Origin of the sequence: Paenibacillus shirakamiensis (assembly GCF_017874255.1) — a bacterium.
GTDB classification, from domain to species: domain Bacteria; phylum Bacillota; class Bacilli; order Paenibacillales; family Paenibacillaceae; genus Fontibacillus; species Fontibacillus shirakamiensis.
This window is the reverse complement of sequence record NZ_JAGGLD010000005.1, coordinates 95,898-111,281: the sequence shown is the minus strand read 5'-3', so window position 1 is coordinate 111,281 and position 15,384 is coordinate 95,898. Positions and strand designations below refer to the sequence as shown.

17 protein-coding genes are annotated in these 15,384 nt (G+C 44.4%); 15 read left to right on the top strand and 2 right to left on the bottom strand.

Features of this window, described 5'->3' with window-relative positions; translation table 11 throughout:
* Positions 1-30 precede the first annotated feature (30 nt).
* The 8 genes from atpB (at position 31) to J2Z69_RS13995 (ending at position 6,936) form a co-directional block, all read left to right on the top strand.
* Positions 31-852, top strand: coding sequence for a F0F1 ATP synthase subunit A (atpB, locus tag J2Z69_RS14030; protein WP_209863851.1), 822 nt, complete (start codon positions 31-33; stop codon positions 850-852).
* A gap of 101 nt (positions 853-953) precedes the next feature.
* Positions 954-1,178, top strand: coding sequence for a F0F1 ATP synthase subunit C (gene atpE, locus J2Z69_RS14025; RefSeq protein ID WP_245339306.1), 225 nt, complete (start codon positions 954-956; stop codon positions 1,176-1,178).
* Positions 1,179-1,288: 110 nt separating this feature from the next.
* Positions 1,289-1,777, top strand: a complete 489-nt coding sequence (gene atpF, locus J2Z69_RS14020) for a F0F1 ATP synthase subunit B (protein ID WP_209863848.1) — start codon at positions 1,289-1,291, stop codon at positions 1,775-1,777.
* Entirely contained in the window at positions 1,774-2,313 is a 540-nt protein-coding gene (locus tag J2Z69_RS14015; RefSeq protein ID WP_209863846.1) for a F0F1 ATP synthase subunit delta, read from the top strand. Before atpF ends, J2Z69_RS14015 begins: the two co-directional genes overlap by 4 nt.
* A gap of 24 nt (positions 2,314-2,337) precedes the next feature.
* The gene (gene atpA, locus J2Z69_RS14010; protein WP_209863843.1) at positions 2,338-3,852 is read left to right on the top strand and encodes a F0F1 ATP synthase subunit alpha; all 1,515 of its coding nucleotides are present in this window, start codon (positions 2,338-2,340) and stop codon (positions 3,850-3,852) included.
* A gap of 199 nt (positions 3,853-4,051) precedes the next feature.
* Complete coding sequence (atpG, locus tag J2Z69_RS14005) at positions 4,052-4,918, top strand: ATP synthase F1 subunit gamma (protein WP_209863840.1); 867 nt, start codon at positions 4,052-4,054, stop codon at positions 4,916-4,918.
* 96 nt (positions 4,919-5,014) lie between these two features.
* Entirely contained in the window at positions 5,015-6,415 is a 1,401-nt protein-coding gene (atpD, locus tag J2Z69_RS14000; RefSeq protein ID WP_209863837.1) for a F0F1 ATP synthase subunit beta, read from the top strand.
* Between the two features lie 107 nt (positions 6,416-6,522).
* Entirely contained in the window at positions 6,523-6,936 is a 414-nt protein-coding gene (locus J2Z69_RS13995) for a F0F1 ATP synthase subunit epsilon (protein WP_209863834.1), read from the top strand.
* 100 nt (positions 6,937-7,036) lie between these two features.
* Here J2Z69_RS13995 and J2Z69_RS13990 read toward each other — a convergent pair whose 3' ends face one another.
* Complete coding sequence (locus J2Z69_RS13990) at positions 7,037-7,747, bottom strand: copper homeostasis protein CutC (protein ID WP_209863831.1); 711 nt, start codon at positions 7,745-7,747, stop codon at positions 7,037-7,039.
* A gap of 197 nt (positions 7,748-7,944) precedes the next feature.
* Here J2Z69_RS13990 and J2Z69_RS13985 point away from each other — a divergent pair, with 197 nt between their 5' ends.
* The 3 genes from J2Z69_RS13985 (at position 7,945) to murA (ending at position 10,057) form a co-directional block, all read left to right on the top strand.
* Entirely contained in the window at positions 7,945-8,100 is a 156-nt protein-coding gene (locus J2Z69_RS13985) for a hypothetical protein (protein WP_209863828.1), read from the top strand.
* A gap of 77 nt (positions 8,101-8,177) precedes the next feature.
* Complete coding sequence (locus tag J2Z69_RS13980) at positions 8,178-8,435, top strand: DUF1146 family protein (protein ID WP_425355012.1); 258 nt, start codon at positions 8,178-8,180, stop codon at positions 8,433-8,435.
* Between the two features lie 272 nt (positions 8,436-8,707).
* The gene (gene murA / locus J2Z69_RS13975; RefSeq protein WP_209863826.1) at positions 8,708-10,057 is read left to right on the top strand and encodes a UDP-N-acetylglucosamine 1-carboxyvinyltransferase; all 1,350 of its coding nucleotides are present in this window, start codon (positions 8,708-8,710) and stop codon (positions 10,055-10,057) included.
* Between the two features lie 78 nt (positions 10,058-10,135).
* Here the strand turns inward: murA and J2Z69_RS13970 are convergent, their stop codons facing one another.
* Positions 10,136-10,519: a DoxX family protein gene (locus J2Z69_RS13970; protein ID WP_209863823.1), complete on the bottom strand. Its 384-nt coding sequence runs from the start codon at positions 10,517-10,519 to the stop codon at positions 10,136-10,138.
* A 245-nt stretch (positions 10,520-10,764) separates the two neighbouring features.
* On the opposite strand from J2Z69_RS13970, the gene spoIID reads away from it, so the two are divergent.
* The 4 genes from spoIID (at position 10,765) to mreB (ending at position 15,110) form a co-directional block, all read left to right on the top strand.
* The gene (gene spoIID / locus J2Z69_RS13965) at positions 10,765-12,486 is read left to right on the top strand and encodes a stage II sporulation protein D (protein WP_342591596.1); all 1,722 of its coding nucleotides are present in this window, start codon (positions 10,765-10,767) and stop codon (positions 12,484-12,486) included.
* Between the two features lie 73 nt (positions 12,487-12,559).
* Positions 12,560-13,291: a M23 family metallopeptidase gene (locus J2Z69_RS13960; RefSeq protein WP_209863820.1), complete on the top strand. Its 732-nt coding sequence runs from the start codon at positions 12,560-12,562 to the stop codon at positions 13,289-13,291.
* Positions 13,292-13,612: 321 nt separating this feature from the next.
* A complete protein-coding gene (gene spoIIID, locus J2Z69_RS13955) occupies positions 13,613-13,897 on the top strand; it encodes a sporulation transcriptional regulator SpoIIID (protein ID WP_209863817.1) in 285 nt (94 codons plus the stop codon).
* Positions 13,898-14,111: 214 nt separating this feature from the next.
* A complete protein-coding gene (mreB, locus tag J2Z69_RS13950; protein ID WP_209863814.1) occupies positions 14,112-15,110 on the top strand; it encodes a rod shape-determining protein in 999 nt (332 codons plus the stop codon).
* Positions 15,111-15,384: the final 274 nt, after the last annotated feature.

Sequence of the window (15,384 nt, the reverse complement as noted above, 5' to 3'; positions counted from 1 at the left end):
ACTTCTCAGACGAGAAAGGGGTGAGAAAACATGCATGAATCACCGATTATTAAACTGGGTGGATTGAATATTGACCTTGCAATCGTAATAATGTTGGTCGTTACTTGTACGATCGTCTTCGTTCTTGCCCGACTCGGAACAAGAAGATTATCGGTCGAAAATCCAGGGAAAATGCAGAACTTTATGGAATGGGTTGTTGAATTCGTACTAGGGCTGATCTCAAGTACTATGGATTTGAAGAAAGGTAAGCCTTTTCTTAAGCTGGGCATGACACTGATTATGTTTATCTTTGTAGGTAATATGCTTGGCCTGCCATTTAGCTTAGTAACAGAATATTCACAGGTCGATAAAGCACAAATCTTCGGACATCCTCTTGTTACTGTTGTAGATGCGCTGGATAAAGCACATGCAAGCAATCCGGGAGGTGAGCATATTGAAGTGGGCGTAGCTTGGTGGAAATCACCTACAGCTGATGCATCCGTAGCTATGGGCCTTGCTCTGATGGTATTCGTTCTATCGAACGGGCTTGGAATTATTAAGAACCCAAGAAACTACTTCAAGCATTATTTGCAGCCGTATCCATTCTTCCTGCCTATTAACTTAATTGAACAATTCTCGAAGCTTTTAACACAGGGAATGCGTCTATTCGGTAATATCTTTGCTGGAGAAGTCTTAATTTCAGTGTTAATCAAATTAAGCGCACTCGGTGTGGTAGGAACCATAGGTTCAGTGTTAGGATTGGTAGTGTGGCAAGGCTTCAGTATATTTGTCGGATCGATCCAAGCCTTTGTATTTACTATCCTTACGATGGTATATCTATCTCAAGCTTTGGAGACGCATGACGAGCACTAAGTTATTAAATTCGTTTTAGGAAGATAGCTATCTATCTTTCCTGAGATGAACTAAATATAAGTAAAAAAATCTATTACACAATTCTGAGGAGGATTATACAAATGGGAGTTATGGCATATATTGCCGCTGCAATCGCAGTTGGTTTGGGCGCGTTGGGTGCAGGTATCGGTAACGGTTTGATTATCAGTAAGACAGTTGAAGGTGTTGCTCGTCAACCAGAAGCTAAATCCACGCTTCAAACGTTGATGTTTATCGGTGTAGGTTTGGTAGAAGCACTTCCGATTATCGGGGTAGTACTTGCGTTCATTTTCTACGCAGCAGCTTAAGTCACAGATACGTAATGGCGGGGAAGGCAGTGCCCTCCACGCCTTCTTTTTAGGAAACAAAAGCATCAAACAATATAGATGAACGTGCACCGGAAAGGGGTTGACCTGGATTGTCTTTCCATTGGGAATCACTCGTACTAGGGCTAATTGCATTTGCAATTCTTTATTGGCTCTTGAGTAAGTATGCGTTCGATCCGCTGTTCTCCATCATGGAGAAACGTCGCGAGCTCGTCCAGCAACAGTTGACTGAAGCATCGAATACACGTGAGCAGGCGATTGGTTATGTCGAAGAGCAGAAGGCTGCCCTTCAACAAGCACGCCAGCAGGCCTATGACATTATTGAGCAATCCAAACAAACGAGCGGCAAACAAGCAGCTCAAATCGTTGACTTGGCTAAGAACGAAGCTACTCGTCTCAAGGACGATGCAGTTCGCGATATCCAGAACGAGAAGAACAAAGCAGTTGAACAACTTCGCAGTGAAGTGGGTATCGCTTCCGTGAAGATTGCTTCCAAGCTTCTTGAGAAAGAAGTCAAAGAAGATAACGTGCAAGAAGAGCTGGTTGACCAGTATCTCAAAGAAGTCGGTGGCAAATCATGAGCCGCGAAACGGTCGTAGCCAAACGGTATGCCAAAGCGTTGTATGAAGCTGCCGCGCAGGATGGCCGCACGCTAGAAGTGGAACAGGAATTGACGGCTGTAGTTGAAGCACTTACTTCTGATAAAGACATCGTAGCTTTCATTACATCACCTAATATTTCTGAAGAAGCGAAATGGCAGATTATTGATACCAGTCTTAAAGGTAAATTGTCCGAGTCCGTAATCTCTCTTATCAAGTTGCTTATCGAACGTGGAAGAGCAGATATTTTGCCGGAGCTTCGAGATAGTTATATCAAGATTACTAGCGAAGCATTAGGTTTTGCGAATGCTGATGTATACACCACTTACCCACTAGATGAACAAGAGCAGCAAAACGTTGCTAAGGAATTCGGGGAATTGGTTCATAAAAAAATTCGTGTCCACAACATTGTAGACACAAAATTGCTAGGCGGAATGAAAGTTGTGATTGGCGATACGCTTTATGATGGTAGTCTTGCCGGCAAATTAGAACGCCTTGAAAAGTCTTTTCGAAGATAAGCACTGAAGATAGGGGTGAAATACTTGAGTATCAGACCTGAAGAGATCAGCACACTGATCAAGAGTCAAATCGAACAATATAAAACCGAAATCGAAGTGGCCGAAGTTGGAACCGTTATTCAAGTGGGTGATGGTATTGCCCGTGTTCACGGACTTGAGAACGCAATGTCTAACGAACTACTCGAATTTGAAAATGGCGTATACGGTCTTGCCCTCAACCTTGAGGAAAGCAATGTCGGTGTCGTTATTCTCGGACCTTACAAAGAGATCCGTGAAGGTAGTCAAGTTAAACGTACAGGCGAAATCATGCAGGTTCCTGCTGGTGACGCATTACTAGGCCGCGTAGTTAACCCGCTCGGTCAACCCGTAGATGGTAAAGGACCGATCAATACAACGGAATTCCGTCCTGTAGAGAATAACGCTCCAGGTGTTATCGATCGTAAATCCGTACATGAGCCAATGCAAACAGGGATTAAAGCTATCGACGCTATGGTTCCAATCGGCCGAGGTCAACGTGAGTTGATCATTGGTGACCGTCAAACAGGTAGAACAGCGATTGCAATTGACACGATCATTAACCAAAAAGGTAATGGCGTAAAATGTATCTATGTAGCTATCGGACAAAAACAATCTACGGTTGTTAACGTAGTTGAAACCCTTCGTAAGCACGGTGCTTTGGACTACACTATCGTAGTTACTGCTGCCGCTTCCGATCCATCACCACTTCTTTATATCGCACCTTATGCGGGTGTAGCTATGGCCGAGTACTTTATGTACAAAGGTGAGCATGTCCTCATTATCTATGATGACTTGTCCAAGCAAGCTGCAGCCTATCGTGAGTTGTCCCTGTTGCTTCGTCGTCCACCGGGCCGGGAAGCGTTCCCAGGTGACGTATTCTATCTGCATTCCCGTCTTCTAGAGCGTGCAGCGAAGCTTAGCGCAGAGTTAGGTGGAGGTTCCATCACAGCCCTTCCAATTATTGAGACTCAAGCTTCTGACGTATCTGCTTATATCCCGACAAACGTAATTTCCATCACCGATGGACAGATCTTCTTGGAGTCGGACTTGTTCTATGCAGGTCAACGCCCAGCGATCAACGTAGGTATCTCGGTATCTCGTGTCGGCGGTTCCGCACAAATCAAAGCGATGAAAAAGGTAGCAGGTTCCCTGCGTCTGGATCTGGCTCAATACCGCGAGCTTCAAGCCTTCTCCCAATTCGGATCGGATTTGGATAAATCTACGAAAGCCCGCCTAGACCGCGGTGCACGTATGATGGAAATCTTGAAACAAGGTGTACATCAACCTCTTCCAGTTGAGAAGCAAGTAGTTAGTCTTTACACGGCGGTTAAAGGTTATTTGGATGAAATTCCAGTTGCTGATGTTCGTCGTTTTGAAGAAGAATTCTTGAACTTTGTGGATGCTAACCATGGTGATGTTTTGCAATCTATCCGTGATACTAAGGATTTGACAGCTGACAATGAATCCGCTTTGAAAGATGTTATTGAGAAATTCAAAAAAGGCTTTGCTGTATCAGCTTAATTCATCTGTGAAATTGGATGTTGATTCGATTCGTCATCCAATTTCATGAGATATCCTCTCTGTACTAGAAGGAATTGCAAGTTAGATCAGTATAGCGTCATTTAGTATATGCACTCAGGGTTAGTTTTGGCTTCGCCAAAACAAGCTTATGCTTTCGAAGTTAGTTTTGGCTTCGCCAAAACTTTAAGGTGGTGAAATCATGGCAAAAGGGATTCGCGAAATAAAGCGTCAGATCAAAAGTATCCAAAACACTCGTCAGATTACGAAGGCAATGGAGATGGTTGCTGCTGCGAAGCTTAGAAGAGCGCAGGAGAAAGCACAAGCTTCTCGTCCGTATGCTGACAAGCTTCGTGAAGTCGTAAATGGTATTGCTGCAGGATCTCAGGGAATTAAGCATCCTATGATGGTGCATCGTCCTGTGAAGAAAACAGCATATATCGTAATTACTTCTGATGCTGGTCTTGCTGGTGGGTACAACGCCAATATTCTTCGTGCAACGATGGATACCATTAAGGCAAATCATGCTTCCAAGGCAGATTACGGTTTGTTCGTTATCGGACGTAAAGGCCGCGATTACTTTAGACGCCGGGAATTGCCGATTGTAGCTGAGGTCACGGAACTTCCAGATGCTCCTGCTTTTGCTGATATTAAGTCTCTGGCTTATGCAGCTGTACGTAGTTTTGAGGATGAACAATATGATGAAGTGTACATTGCGTACAACAAGTTCATCAATGCCATTACTCAAGAGCCTACGATTACAAAGCTTCTTCCGTTTGAACAACCGGAAGCCAAGGTATCTGAAGGAACTGCCAGCTATGAGTATGAACCATCTCCAGAAGAAGTACTTAAAGTGCTTCTACCGAAATATGCGGAGACCATCATTTACGGGGCAATGCTCGAAGGTAAGGCAAGTGAGCTTGGTTCTAAGATGACGGCAATGGGCAATGCAACCAAAAACGCAAGCAAGTTGATTGGCGAATTGACACTGACTTATAACCGTGCACGTCAAGCTGCAATCACTCAAGAAATTACGGAGATTGTAGCAGGAGCTAACGCACAAAATTAAATAAACAGGTTACAATGATAGTTTGCGGATGACTATGAGCATGAGATTTTTTCTATGTTGTTAAATTCGCAGGCTTTGAGGAGGGAAACAAGAAAGATGAGCAAAGGACGCGTTGTCAGTATTACGGGCCCGGTTGTCGACGTTGAATTCGAACGCGGTCAACTACCTGAAATTTTCAATGCCATTACAATCGAAAAGAAAGACCAAGCAGGTAACGTTCATAACTTGGTCCTCGAAGTTTCCAACCATTTAGGTGACAATCTGGTTCGTTGTATCGCGATGTCCTCCACGGACGGTTTGATTCGCGGAACAGAAGTGTTGGATACAGGCGCTCCCATTTCCGTACCTGTTGGTGAGGCTACACTTGGACGTATTTTTAACGTTTTGGGTGAGACAATCGACAATAAAGGTGCGGTAACAACTGCTGAAAGAAACCCAATTCACCGTCAGCCCCCGGCTTTCGATGAATTGTCCACACAATCTGAAATCCTGGAAACAGGGATTAAGGTTATCGACCTTCTAGCTCCTTATGCTAAAGGTGGTAAGATTGGTTTGTTCGGTGGTGCCGGTGTTGGTAAGACCGTTACGATTCAAGAATTGATTCACAACATCGCTCAAGAGCACGGCGGTATCTCGGTATTTGCCGGTGTAGGTGAGCGTACTCGTGAAGGTAATGACTTGTATCATGAAATGACAGATTCCGGTGTTATTCAAAAAACGGCGATGGTATTTGGTCAAATGAACGAGCCTCCAGGTGCGCGTCTTCGCGTAGCATTGACAGGTTTGACAATGGCTGAGTATTTCCGTGATAAAGAAGGCCGTGACGTGCTTCTATTCGTAGATAACATCTTCCGTTTCACTCAAGCCGGTTCAGAAGTATCCGCATTGCTCGGACGTATGCCTTCTGCCGTAGGTTACCAACCTACTTTGGCAACAGAAATGGGTCAATTGCAAGAGCGTATTACTTCTACCAAAACAGGTTCAGTTACGTCTATCCAAGCAATCTATGTTCCAGCGGATGACTATACGGATCCAGCTCCAGCTACAACATTTGCTCACTTGGATGCTACAACGAACCTTGAGCGTAAAATCTCTGAGATGGGTATCTATCCAGCGGTAGATCCACTGGCTTCCAGTTCCCGGATTTTAACGCCTGAGGTTGTTGGTGAAGAGCATTACAATGTAGCACAAGGAGTAAAACAACTTCTTGCTCGTTACAGAGAGCTTCAAGATATCATTGCCATTCTAGGTATGGATGAGCTTAGTGAAGAAGATAAGCAAATCGTAGGCCGTGCGCGTCGTATCCAACGTTTCCTTTCCCAACCATTCCACGTTGCGGAAGAATTCAACGGATTCCCTGGTAAATATGTACCGATCGCAGATACCGTTCGCAGTTTCAGAGAAATTCTGGACGGCAAACATGACGATCTTCCAGAAGCAGCTTTCTTATTCGTAGGTCCAATTGAAGAAGCTGTTGAAAAAGCAAAATCGCTGTAATATAGAGTTTATCTCTGAATGAGGGAAACATAGGCTTGAAGATACATCTTGGTTATGTCCTCAAGTCATGGTTTCCTCTTCTGAGAGGGCTTTGAGGAGGGTTGCAATTGAACACCTTTTTATTAGAGATTGTTACACCTGAACGTATCGTGTTCTCTGAACAGGTGGAAAGCCTGTCCGTTCGCGGAGAGGAAGGGGAACTCGGCATACTTGCGGGTCACGTACCTTTGGTAACCCCATTGAAAGTAGCTCCTATTAGCGTGAAGAGTGGCAATACACGTGCAACACTCGCGGTACATGGAGGATTTCTTGAAGTACAAAAAGATAAAGTTATTCTTTTGGCTGAAGGCGCTGAACGTTCGACGGATATCGATGTGGAACGTGCCAAAGCTGCAAGAGAGCGTGCCGAGCGTCGCTTGAACTCGCAAGGAAATCGTGATCTAGTCGATCACCGTCGTGCAGAACTTGCTTTGCAAAGAGCAGTAACTCGGATTAACGTCTCTTCCCATAGCAAAGAATAATTTAAATGAAAAAGGCTGTCCACGAAGTCATTACGACTTAGGGGCAGCCTTTTTTATATTCATGCTCTGTATAGAACTAGCGCATAATAATACGGTGGATCTATGTAAGACGAGCAAGCTCCTCTTCGTTCAGAATTAGACGTGCAGCAGAGACAAGGCGCGAATCGATAGGATTCAGTATGTTCGATGCACTACGGATACCTGAACCGAGATGAACTTCATCGACGCCGGTCTGCCGAATGAATTCAGGTAATGCCTCAACTGTAAGACCCGCTCCTGCCAAAATGGAGATTGTACCCAGGGTAGTAGCCAGTTCTTGAAGCTTTTTGATCTGATCTATGGCTTTAAGTGCAGAGGACTGTCCTCCAGAAGTGAGAATATGTGTTACTTCCGAATACTGTGACAGTGTACGTAATGCATGTTCCTGATCTTTTATCTCGTCGAATGCTCGGTGAAACGTGATAGGTAAGCCCCCAGAAGCTTCGAGAATCTTTACTAATAAAGATTCATCGACCAGTCCTTCCGGTGTTAGGGCTCCGAACACTAGTCCATCAATGGCTCGATTACGAAGTAACTCTGCATCACGAATAAGTACGGATGCATCATCTGCATCATAGATGAAGTGACGACTATGAGGGCGGATCATAATTCGAATATCTTTACTCGTCTGTTCTCGCAATTCTTCTACAAACCCAAGACTAGGTGTTAGCCCCCCTTCCGATGGAGCGGATATTACCTCTATACGATCAGCACCTGCAGACAAGGCTAATTTTGCATCTGAGAGAGTGTATGCTATGGCTTCAAGCTTCATGTGTTTTCCTCCGTTATAACAAGTTGCTTTTCCTACAGAACCATTATAATTCAAAATGAGCCAGAGTTATAATTTGTGTCAAAGTTAACCGCTTTCATGAATCTTATTTATAAAAAGGCGATAAAAAGCTGGATTATTGGGTGCTTGGCAAGTATGATATAGAAGGTCTAGATTTTTACATTACGCTAACGTTGTACATGGAGTGTACTGCAAATGTATATTCTGTTGCGTGCATGGATCGATATGTTCTTTGTTATTTGTTCCTACTTACTCGGATAGGCACCGATTCCATTCTTGAATCCGTAGATGAACGTGAATTAAATCGCAATACGGATGCATTACTGTTGATATGACCGATATAATTTTATGCGTGATTAACCGTTTTATGGGCTAGTGCATAAGTTATAGACATGACAAGGAGGAAGTATAGATGAATATGACTCAGGTCGATCAAATTTCGTCCTCCGTAGGTGTAAACGGTCTTGTTGCTATTATCATTTCCTTGTTCTGTATTGCCATAGCTTGGTGGGCGCTGCAGAACCTCAAGTTGGATCTGATTATACGTCATCCTAAAGGACCACAAGGCAAGTTGCTTCAGCTCCTTTTAGCTGTAATTCTTGGACATTTTGTTGCGTCTTTTGTACTGGACTATTGGGGTTATACCCAGATGCTAAGATATATGTTTTGATCTGGGATGGTTTGGTTATATCTCTCTTAGGCATTATGAATGAGTGGTTTTGTCGAATAACATCAAATCATTGTGTCAACAATGGGAAGAAGGAGCTATTCTTCGGTTATTCTGTCCCCCTTTAGGGTGGAACACCCTCGTCCGGTATTTCAATTTCAAATACAACCTTAAGCTATGTAAATGAATTACGTCTTAAACTAACTTACTTGAATTTAGCGGAAAACTTTTTTCTGAATAGAAAAGAGAAAATGAACGCGCGGAGGGAAACAAAAATGAGCAAATTTATCGTCCGCGGTGGCAATGTCTTAACCGGGAACGTCAAAGTTAGCGGTGCTAAGAACTCAGTGCTGCCCATTATTGCAGCTTCTTTATTGGGTGAAGAAGGGGTTAGCATCATTCGTGATGCACCGCCTCTAGATGATGTCATGACGATTAACAAAGTTTTAGAATTTTTAGGCGCTGGGGTTACATACGAAGATGAAGTGATTAGGGTTGATGCACAAAATCTCGTGTCCTGCGAAGCACCATATGAATGGGTACGTAAGATGCGGGCATCTTTCCTAGTAATGGGCCCACTCCTTGCTCGAATGGGACATACGCGTATTTCTCTTCCTGGAGGCTGTGCCATTGGTACACGTCCTATTGATCAGCATCTCAAAGGTTTTGAAGCGATGGGTGCTGAGATTAACTTAGGTCAAGGATACATTGAAGCAAAATCAAACGGACGACTTCGTGGGGCTAAGATCTATTTGGACGTAGCCAGCGTAGGAGCGACCGAGAATATTATGATGGCTGCGACACTTGCGGAAGGAACAACACTGATTGAGAATGCTGCAAAAGAACCTGAAATTGTGGATTTAGCTAACTACCTGACCAGCATGGGTGCGAATATCAGAGGTGCTGGAACAGGAGTTATTCGCATTGAAGGTGTCGACAAACTTCGCGGTGTAGAACATACCGTTATTCCTGACCGAGTAGAAGCAGGTACGTATATGATGGCTGCTGCGATTACAGGTGGAGATGTGTTTGTTGAAGGCGCCATTGCAGATCACTTAGGCCCTGTAATTTCCAAACTTCAAGAAATGGGCATTACGATCGATGTTCAAGAAAATGGAGTGCGAGTAACGGCCAACAAACCACTGAAATCTGTTGATGTTAAGACTCTTCCTTATCCTGGTTTCCCAACGGATATGCAGTCTCAAATGATGGCTTTACTTTTGAAATCTGAAGGTACGAGCGTAGTGACAGAGACGGTGTTCGAGAACAGATTCATGCATGTAGAGCAATTTGCTCTAATGAATGCGGAGATTAAGGTAGAAGGACGTAGTTCCATCATTACTGGATCAGCAAAGCTTACTGGTGCGAAGGTGGTTGCTACGGATTTACGTGCGGGTGCTGCTCTGATTATGGCTGGATTGGTAGCCGAGGGCACGACAGAAGTCGGGGGAACACACCATATTGATCGCGGGTATGTGAACTTAGCTGAAAAGCTGTCTGGTCTAGGAGCAAATATCTTCAGGATTTCTATGGATGAAGATGCTGTAGCTGAAGAAGCTCCAAAGGTAAAACATGAAGTAGTAGAAGAAGTGAACCTGTTCAATATTCAACCCACATGGGCTTAATCTATCCTATGATCTAATGGGTTAAATGTAAAAGAAGCGAGTGCCACGATGTGGCCTCGCTTCTTTTTGTTACTTCGTTTACAGACTAAATGTTCCGGGGCCTATAAGCGCAACGCCTAATGCGGTAACAATATACAGAAGGTTCAATTCATACCCATTAGAAGTAGCCCAAAGTCCATTTTTGCCATGAACCGTAACAATTGCACCAATCATAGTAATAATAATCATAGCTGCACCAAGAGGAAGCCAGAATCCCGTAGCAAACAATAATCCACCTAGAATTTCAAAAAGACCAGATGCTAATGCTATAGCGAGACTGGGACGGATATTCATCGATTCAAAGAACCCCGCTGTATTCTTAAGTCCATGTCCCCCAAACCATCCAAACACTTTCTGTGCACCATGTGCAGCAAAAATCAAACCTACAACTAAACGGATTAAAAGCAATCCCCAATCTGCCATGTGTATCATTCCTTTAATTTTATTTTGTATAGAGTGTGCCTTCGCGATCCAATATATAATGAAAATAAGTTACTGTCAATAGTAATGTTACTAACTAAAAATAACTAACTAATGTTATTATGAATATGTTCTCATAGTTCTACTAGACCTTCAAAACTCATATCTTTCACTATAGTGAAAAAAAGATATAAGCATCTAAAAGCTAGAGTGACTAGCTGTTGTAGATGAATATGGAGGGTATATTTGTGACAAAGAGTAATCAATCTAGAGTAACTATTATAGTGAATCCTGAACGTAATGATTCGGAAACCCTTCGACAGTATACGAGAAATTCAGACTATTTATGCGGAGTATCAGGAGACAAAGAACCCTCAGGTCTTAACGGATTGATTTCTAAGCCTGCTGAACACCTTACCTTGGTTTCTAAAGAAAAAATATGTACAGAAGAAATGAATCAAGGAGAAATTTATAATAGAGGATTAAAGATCGCTACTTCAACCAAATCTGAACGAAATGTAGTGATGTCCATAGTTCCAAAAGGTGCACTGAATTTAACGTTAACACATCCACATCCTTCATCTTCTATTCCTAGGGAGATGGATGCAGCAAAGCAAAATCGCTTATCGCTGCGAGAGGAAGCTTACATCGTAGAGTCTGTGGCTATGCCTAAGGTGGAAGCGCAGCAGAAGCCAGGCGATGTTGCGCATAAAGTGCAGCCATCGCCTCCGGCTACCGCGCTAAGCGGCGCTCGGCCCCGCCTCGTGCGCGCCGCCGAGGTGCCTTCGGCCCCAGCGCCTGCCCCTTGGGCTGAGGCGCCAAGGACCCCGCCCGCCACACGCGTTCGCGTGGCGGGCAAGACCACCCAGCCGTTCTTCCGCTTTCCTAGCGGAAAAACGGCTGGGTGGATCGCCGCCGCCTTCGGCACGGCGGCGCTTGTCGTGCTCTTGCCCGCGCTGCTGGTCAGCCGCGGGCCCCACGCCCCTGCGGTGCGATCTACGCCGGAGCCCGTTCCGGCGAAGATCACAGCGCCCACGCCGCTGGCTAAGCCCCGGCCGAGTGTAACGGCCCCGGTACAAGCCAGCAACGTTCCCGTACGCGTATATTTATCGCATACGGGAGCCGTAGAGACCTTGCCGCTTGAAGAATACGTAAGCGGCGTACTCGCGGCCGAGATGCCGGCTAGCTTCGATCTCGAAGCCTTGAAGGCACAAGCGATTGCGGCGCGTACTTTTATCGTCCGTCGGTTAAGTGATGGGGATAAAAGCGGAGTACCAGGTAAAGCGGCGAATGTAACAGATACCGTAATGCATCAAGCCTATCTCTCTCGCCAAAAGTTAGACGGGTGGAATACTTCTGGAGAAGGCGAGAAATTAGCTAAGATTAGACGCGCTGTGAAAGAGACACGGGGCCTGATTGTGACCTATCAAGGTAAGCCGATTACGGCTTCCTTTTTCTCTGCAAGTAGCGGATATACCGAAAATTCAGAAGAATATTGGAATCAGCGGATACCGTACCTTCGCAGTGTGTCTAGTCCGTGGGATGCAAAATTAGACCCTTCCTATAAGAAGAAAGTTACTCTTTCATTACCAACATTTTTTAATAAATTAGGGATTTCTCAGCCATCTATGCCTGTCTCAGGAACAACCAAAGGAACCTCCAAGAGTTGGTATACGATTCTGTCCAATACAACAGGTCATAGAGTGAATCAAGTGCGTATAGGAGAGTCTACTTTTACAGGAAGGCAGGTTCGAGAGAGGCTAGGCCTGCGTAGTAGCCAATTTAATTTCAAAATCATAGAAGGAAATAAGATAGAGATCACTACCTATGGATATGGTCACGGGGTAGGCATGAGTCAGTGGGGGGCTGAGGGTATGGCCCGTGCGGGCTTTACCGCCTCCGAAATTCTCAAACACTACTACTCTGGAATTGAGCTGCAAGGGGATGCCAAACTTCTAGATCGAAAATAAATTTCCAAAAAAAAGAATAGAGCAAGTATAAAAGAGTTTGCCGCGGTAACAATGGTTACTGAGGTGATGAACAATGAATAATCAAGATCAAAAGCATCAAAACTATGAGGAATCTCCTAAAAATGGATTGGGAGAGCCACAGGCATCCTCGTGGAAAAGGATGTTGTCCAAGAAATGGGTCTACCCGGCAGCCTACATGGCCACAGCGGCAATCATACTAACTTTAGTGTGGGTCTACCAAAACGCCAGCCAAAAGCCGCAAGTCAAAACTACATCAGGTGTCGTCAGTTCTGTAAATTCTACAAAGGATGGAATGACAACTACACCAGATGGAAAGACAGTTCCAACTACAGCTGTTCCTGAGAATTTAGCTTGGCCCGTTGCAAATGCCGCAGATGTCAAAGTTGCAAAGCCTTTCTACGATAAAGAAGCTTCGGAAAGTGATCATGTAGCTGCTGTGGTGCAATACAAAGACCAGTTCATACCGAATACGGGAATCGATCTATCTCGCGAAGATAATGCCCCATTTAATGTGGTGGCTTCTCTGAGTGGTACAGTAACCAGCATACAGCAACATACGTTGCTAGGATACGTTGTTGAAGTTACCAATGCCAACAATCTGAAGACTGTGTACGAGAGTCTTACAGATGTGAAGGTGAAGAAAAATGATCAAGTAAAGCAAGGGGATACATTAGGTACAGCAGGTCGAAATGAATATGAAAAAGACCTAGGCAACCATGTTCATTTTGCGATCTATGAGAATGGAACACCTGTGAATCCTACCACCCTGCTTCCGCAAAAATAAATGCATGAAATTCATGAGGTGAGGAATCTTCGGATTCCTTACCTTTTTTTCTGGTTAGAGGGGTGTAATACTTTAAATTTAATACCTTGTCCTAATATCAGCTGTCCTTATTTTGAATTACATAGTCGGTACAAAAGTCCTTGTCATTTGCGTGAGAAATGCTTATTCCGCCTGGGTCGAAAGGCACTTTTAGATGAAAGTGGTTAAGCTTTTCCCGAAAATAATTGTAGCTCTCAAGGCTTGTCACTCTTGGAAACAAAGAATATATAGGCATGCTCCTCATATAATGTACCAAACTATCTCGAGTTGGGAGGCGGGAGCGTGCACGATTACATCAAGGAGCGAACCATTAAAATAGGCCGCTGTATCGTTGAGACGAAGCATACGGTCCGAACCATCGCCAAGGAATTTGGCGTATCCAAAAGCACGGTTCACAAGGATTTAACCGAACGGCTTCCGGAGATCAACCCGGATCTTGCAGACCAGGTGAAGCATATTCTTGAATATCACAAGTCTATTCGTCATCTGCGGGGTGGCGAGGCCACCAAAATAAAATATAAGAAAGATACGTCCTCCAAACGCGAGGTGATTTCAGCAGCGAATTAAACACAGAAGGAACGCTTGAAAGGGCTTTAAAAAAGACAGCTTTGTGATTGAATCTGTCCCCCAAAGTATGCTATTTTAAAACATGGTATTAGTAGGCAGGAATTTTAGCCATTTATCCCGAATTTTAGCTAATGATCGTTGTTTATGTCGAATTTGGGCTGTTATATACGAGGGGTTCTTTTACCATTAAAATTCGCTTTGGGGGAGCTTTGTAATGATGAGCAAGGATATCGGAATTGACTTGGGCACAGCGAATGTGCTCATATACGTAAAAGGAAAAGGTGTCGTCCTGGATGAACCTTCAGTGGTCACGATAGAAAGTGATACCAAACGTGTGCTAGCTGTGGGGGAAGAAGCCCGCAGAATGGTGGGTAGAACTCCAGGGAATATTGTAGCGCTTCGTCCACTAAAGGACGGAGTTATTGCTGATTTTGAAATTACGGAAATGATGTTGAAATACTTCATTAACCGGGTCGGCGGCAAAAGCTGGTATAGTCATCCGAGAATCCTCATCTGTGCCCCAACTAACATTACTTCTGTAGAGCAGAAGGCAATCCGTGAAGCCGCTGAACGGAGCGGAGCGAAAGAAGTGTATCTGGAAGAAGAGCCTAAAGCGGCAGCTATTGGTGCCGGTATGGATATTTATGAGCCAAGTGGCAATATGGTCGTTGATATCGGAGGAGGTACAACGGATGTTGCCGTTCTATCCATGGGCGATATTGTTACAGCTCAATCGATTAAGATGGCTGGGGATAAATTCGATTCCTCCATCATTAGATATATTAAGACGAAGTACAAGCTACTTATAGGAGAACGTACGGCAGAAGATATCAAGATTGGTATTGGAACGGTTCGCCCGGGCGGGCGTCAAGCTGAAATGGACATTCGAGGTAGAGATATGGTCTCTGGTCTTCCGATTACAGTAACGATTTCTTCTGCCGAGGTTCAAGAAGCGCTATGGGAGCCGGTCTCTTCTATCGTGGCCGCAGCTAAATCTGTACTTGAGCGAACTCCACCGGAATTGTCTGCAGATATCATAGATCGTGGCGTAATTTTGACAGGGGGCGGCGCTCTTTTAAATGGACTGGACGAGCTGCTCGCAGAAGAACTTCGTGTTCCTGTGCTGATTGCTGAAGATCCTATGCATTGTGTAGTTAAGGGTACGGGGATTATGCTGGATAATTTGGATAAAGTTATTAAGAAAAAGTTCTAATCCTCCGATATAAAGAATAGGACTCCATTGCCCTGAGGGCAGCGCATCTTAGATTGCAACTATCCAGGCTATTAGAAAGTAATCATAGGTCACCGATAAGTACGTCGCAGTCTAATATCATAGTCTTTGTCAGGGAGAGAATCGTGCTCCGTAGCAACACCCAAGCTGGTAGCGTCCTTTGAGCCAGGTCCTTTCCAAGGGGGAGAGGGCCTGACCGGATGCCTTTTAGTTCATAAATATAATTTTTATAATATGTATATACATGGAACGAAGA

Bases quoted from the DNA above. Each gene is read 5' to 3' on its own strand.
- atpB (WP_209863851.1), top strand. From the start codon at position 31: ATGCATGAATCACCGATTATTAAACTGGGTGGATTGAATATTGACCTT.
- atpE (WP_245339306.1), top strand. From the start codon at position 954: ATGGGAGTTATGGCATATATTGCCGCTGCAATCGCAGTTGGTTTGGGC.
- J2Z69_RS14015 (WP_209863846.1), top strand. From the start codon at position 1,774: ATGAGCCGCGAAACGGTCGTAGCCAAACGGTATGCCAAAGCGTTGTAT.
- atpG (WP_209863840.1), top strand. From the start codon at position 4,052: ATGGCAAAAGGGATTCGCGAAATAAAGCGTCAGATCAAAAGTATCCAA.
- atpD (WP_209863837.1), top strand. From the start codon at position 5,015: ATGAGCAAAGGACGCGTTGTCAGTATTACGGGCCCGGTTGTCGACGTT.
- J2Z69_RS13990 (WP_209863831.1), bottom strand. From the start codon at position 7,747: ATGAAGCTTGAAGCCATAGCATACACTCTCTCAGATGCAAAATTAGCC.
- J2Z69_RS13985 (WP_209863828.1), top strand. From the start codon at position 7,945: ATGGAGTGTACTGCAAATGTATATTCTGTTGCGTGCATGGATCGATAT.
- J2Z69_RS13980 (WP_425355012.1), top strand. From the start codon at position 8,178: ATGAATATGACTCAGGTCGATCAAATTTCGTCCTCCGTAGGTGTAAAC.
- murA (WP_209863826.1), top strand. From the start codon at position 8,708: ATGAGCAAATTTATCGTCCGCGGTGGCAATGTCTTAACCGGGAACGTC.
- J2Z69_RS13970 (WP_209863823.1), bottom strand. From the start codon at position 10,519: ATGGCAGATTGGGGATTGCTTTTAATCCGTTTAGTTGTAGGTTTGATT.
- J2Z69_RS13960 (WP_209863820.1), top strand. From the start codon at position 12,560: ATGAATAATCAAGATCAAAAGCATCAAAACTATGAGGAATCTCCTAAA.
- mreB (WP_209863814.1), top strand. From the start codon at position 14,112: ATGATGAGCAAGGATATCGGAATTGACTTGGGCACAGCGAATGTGCTC.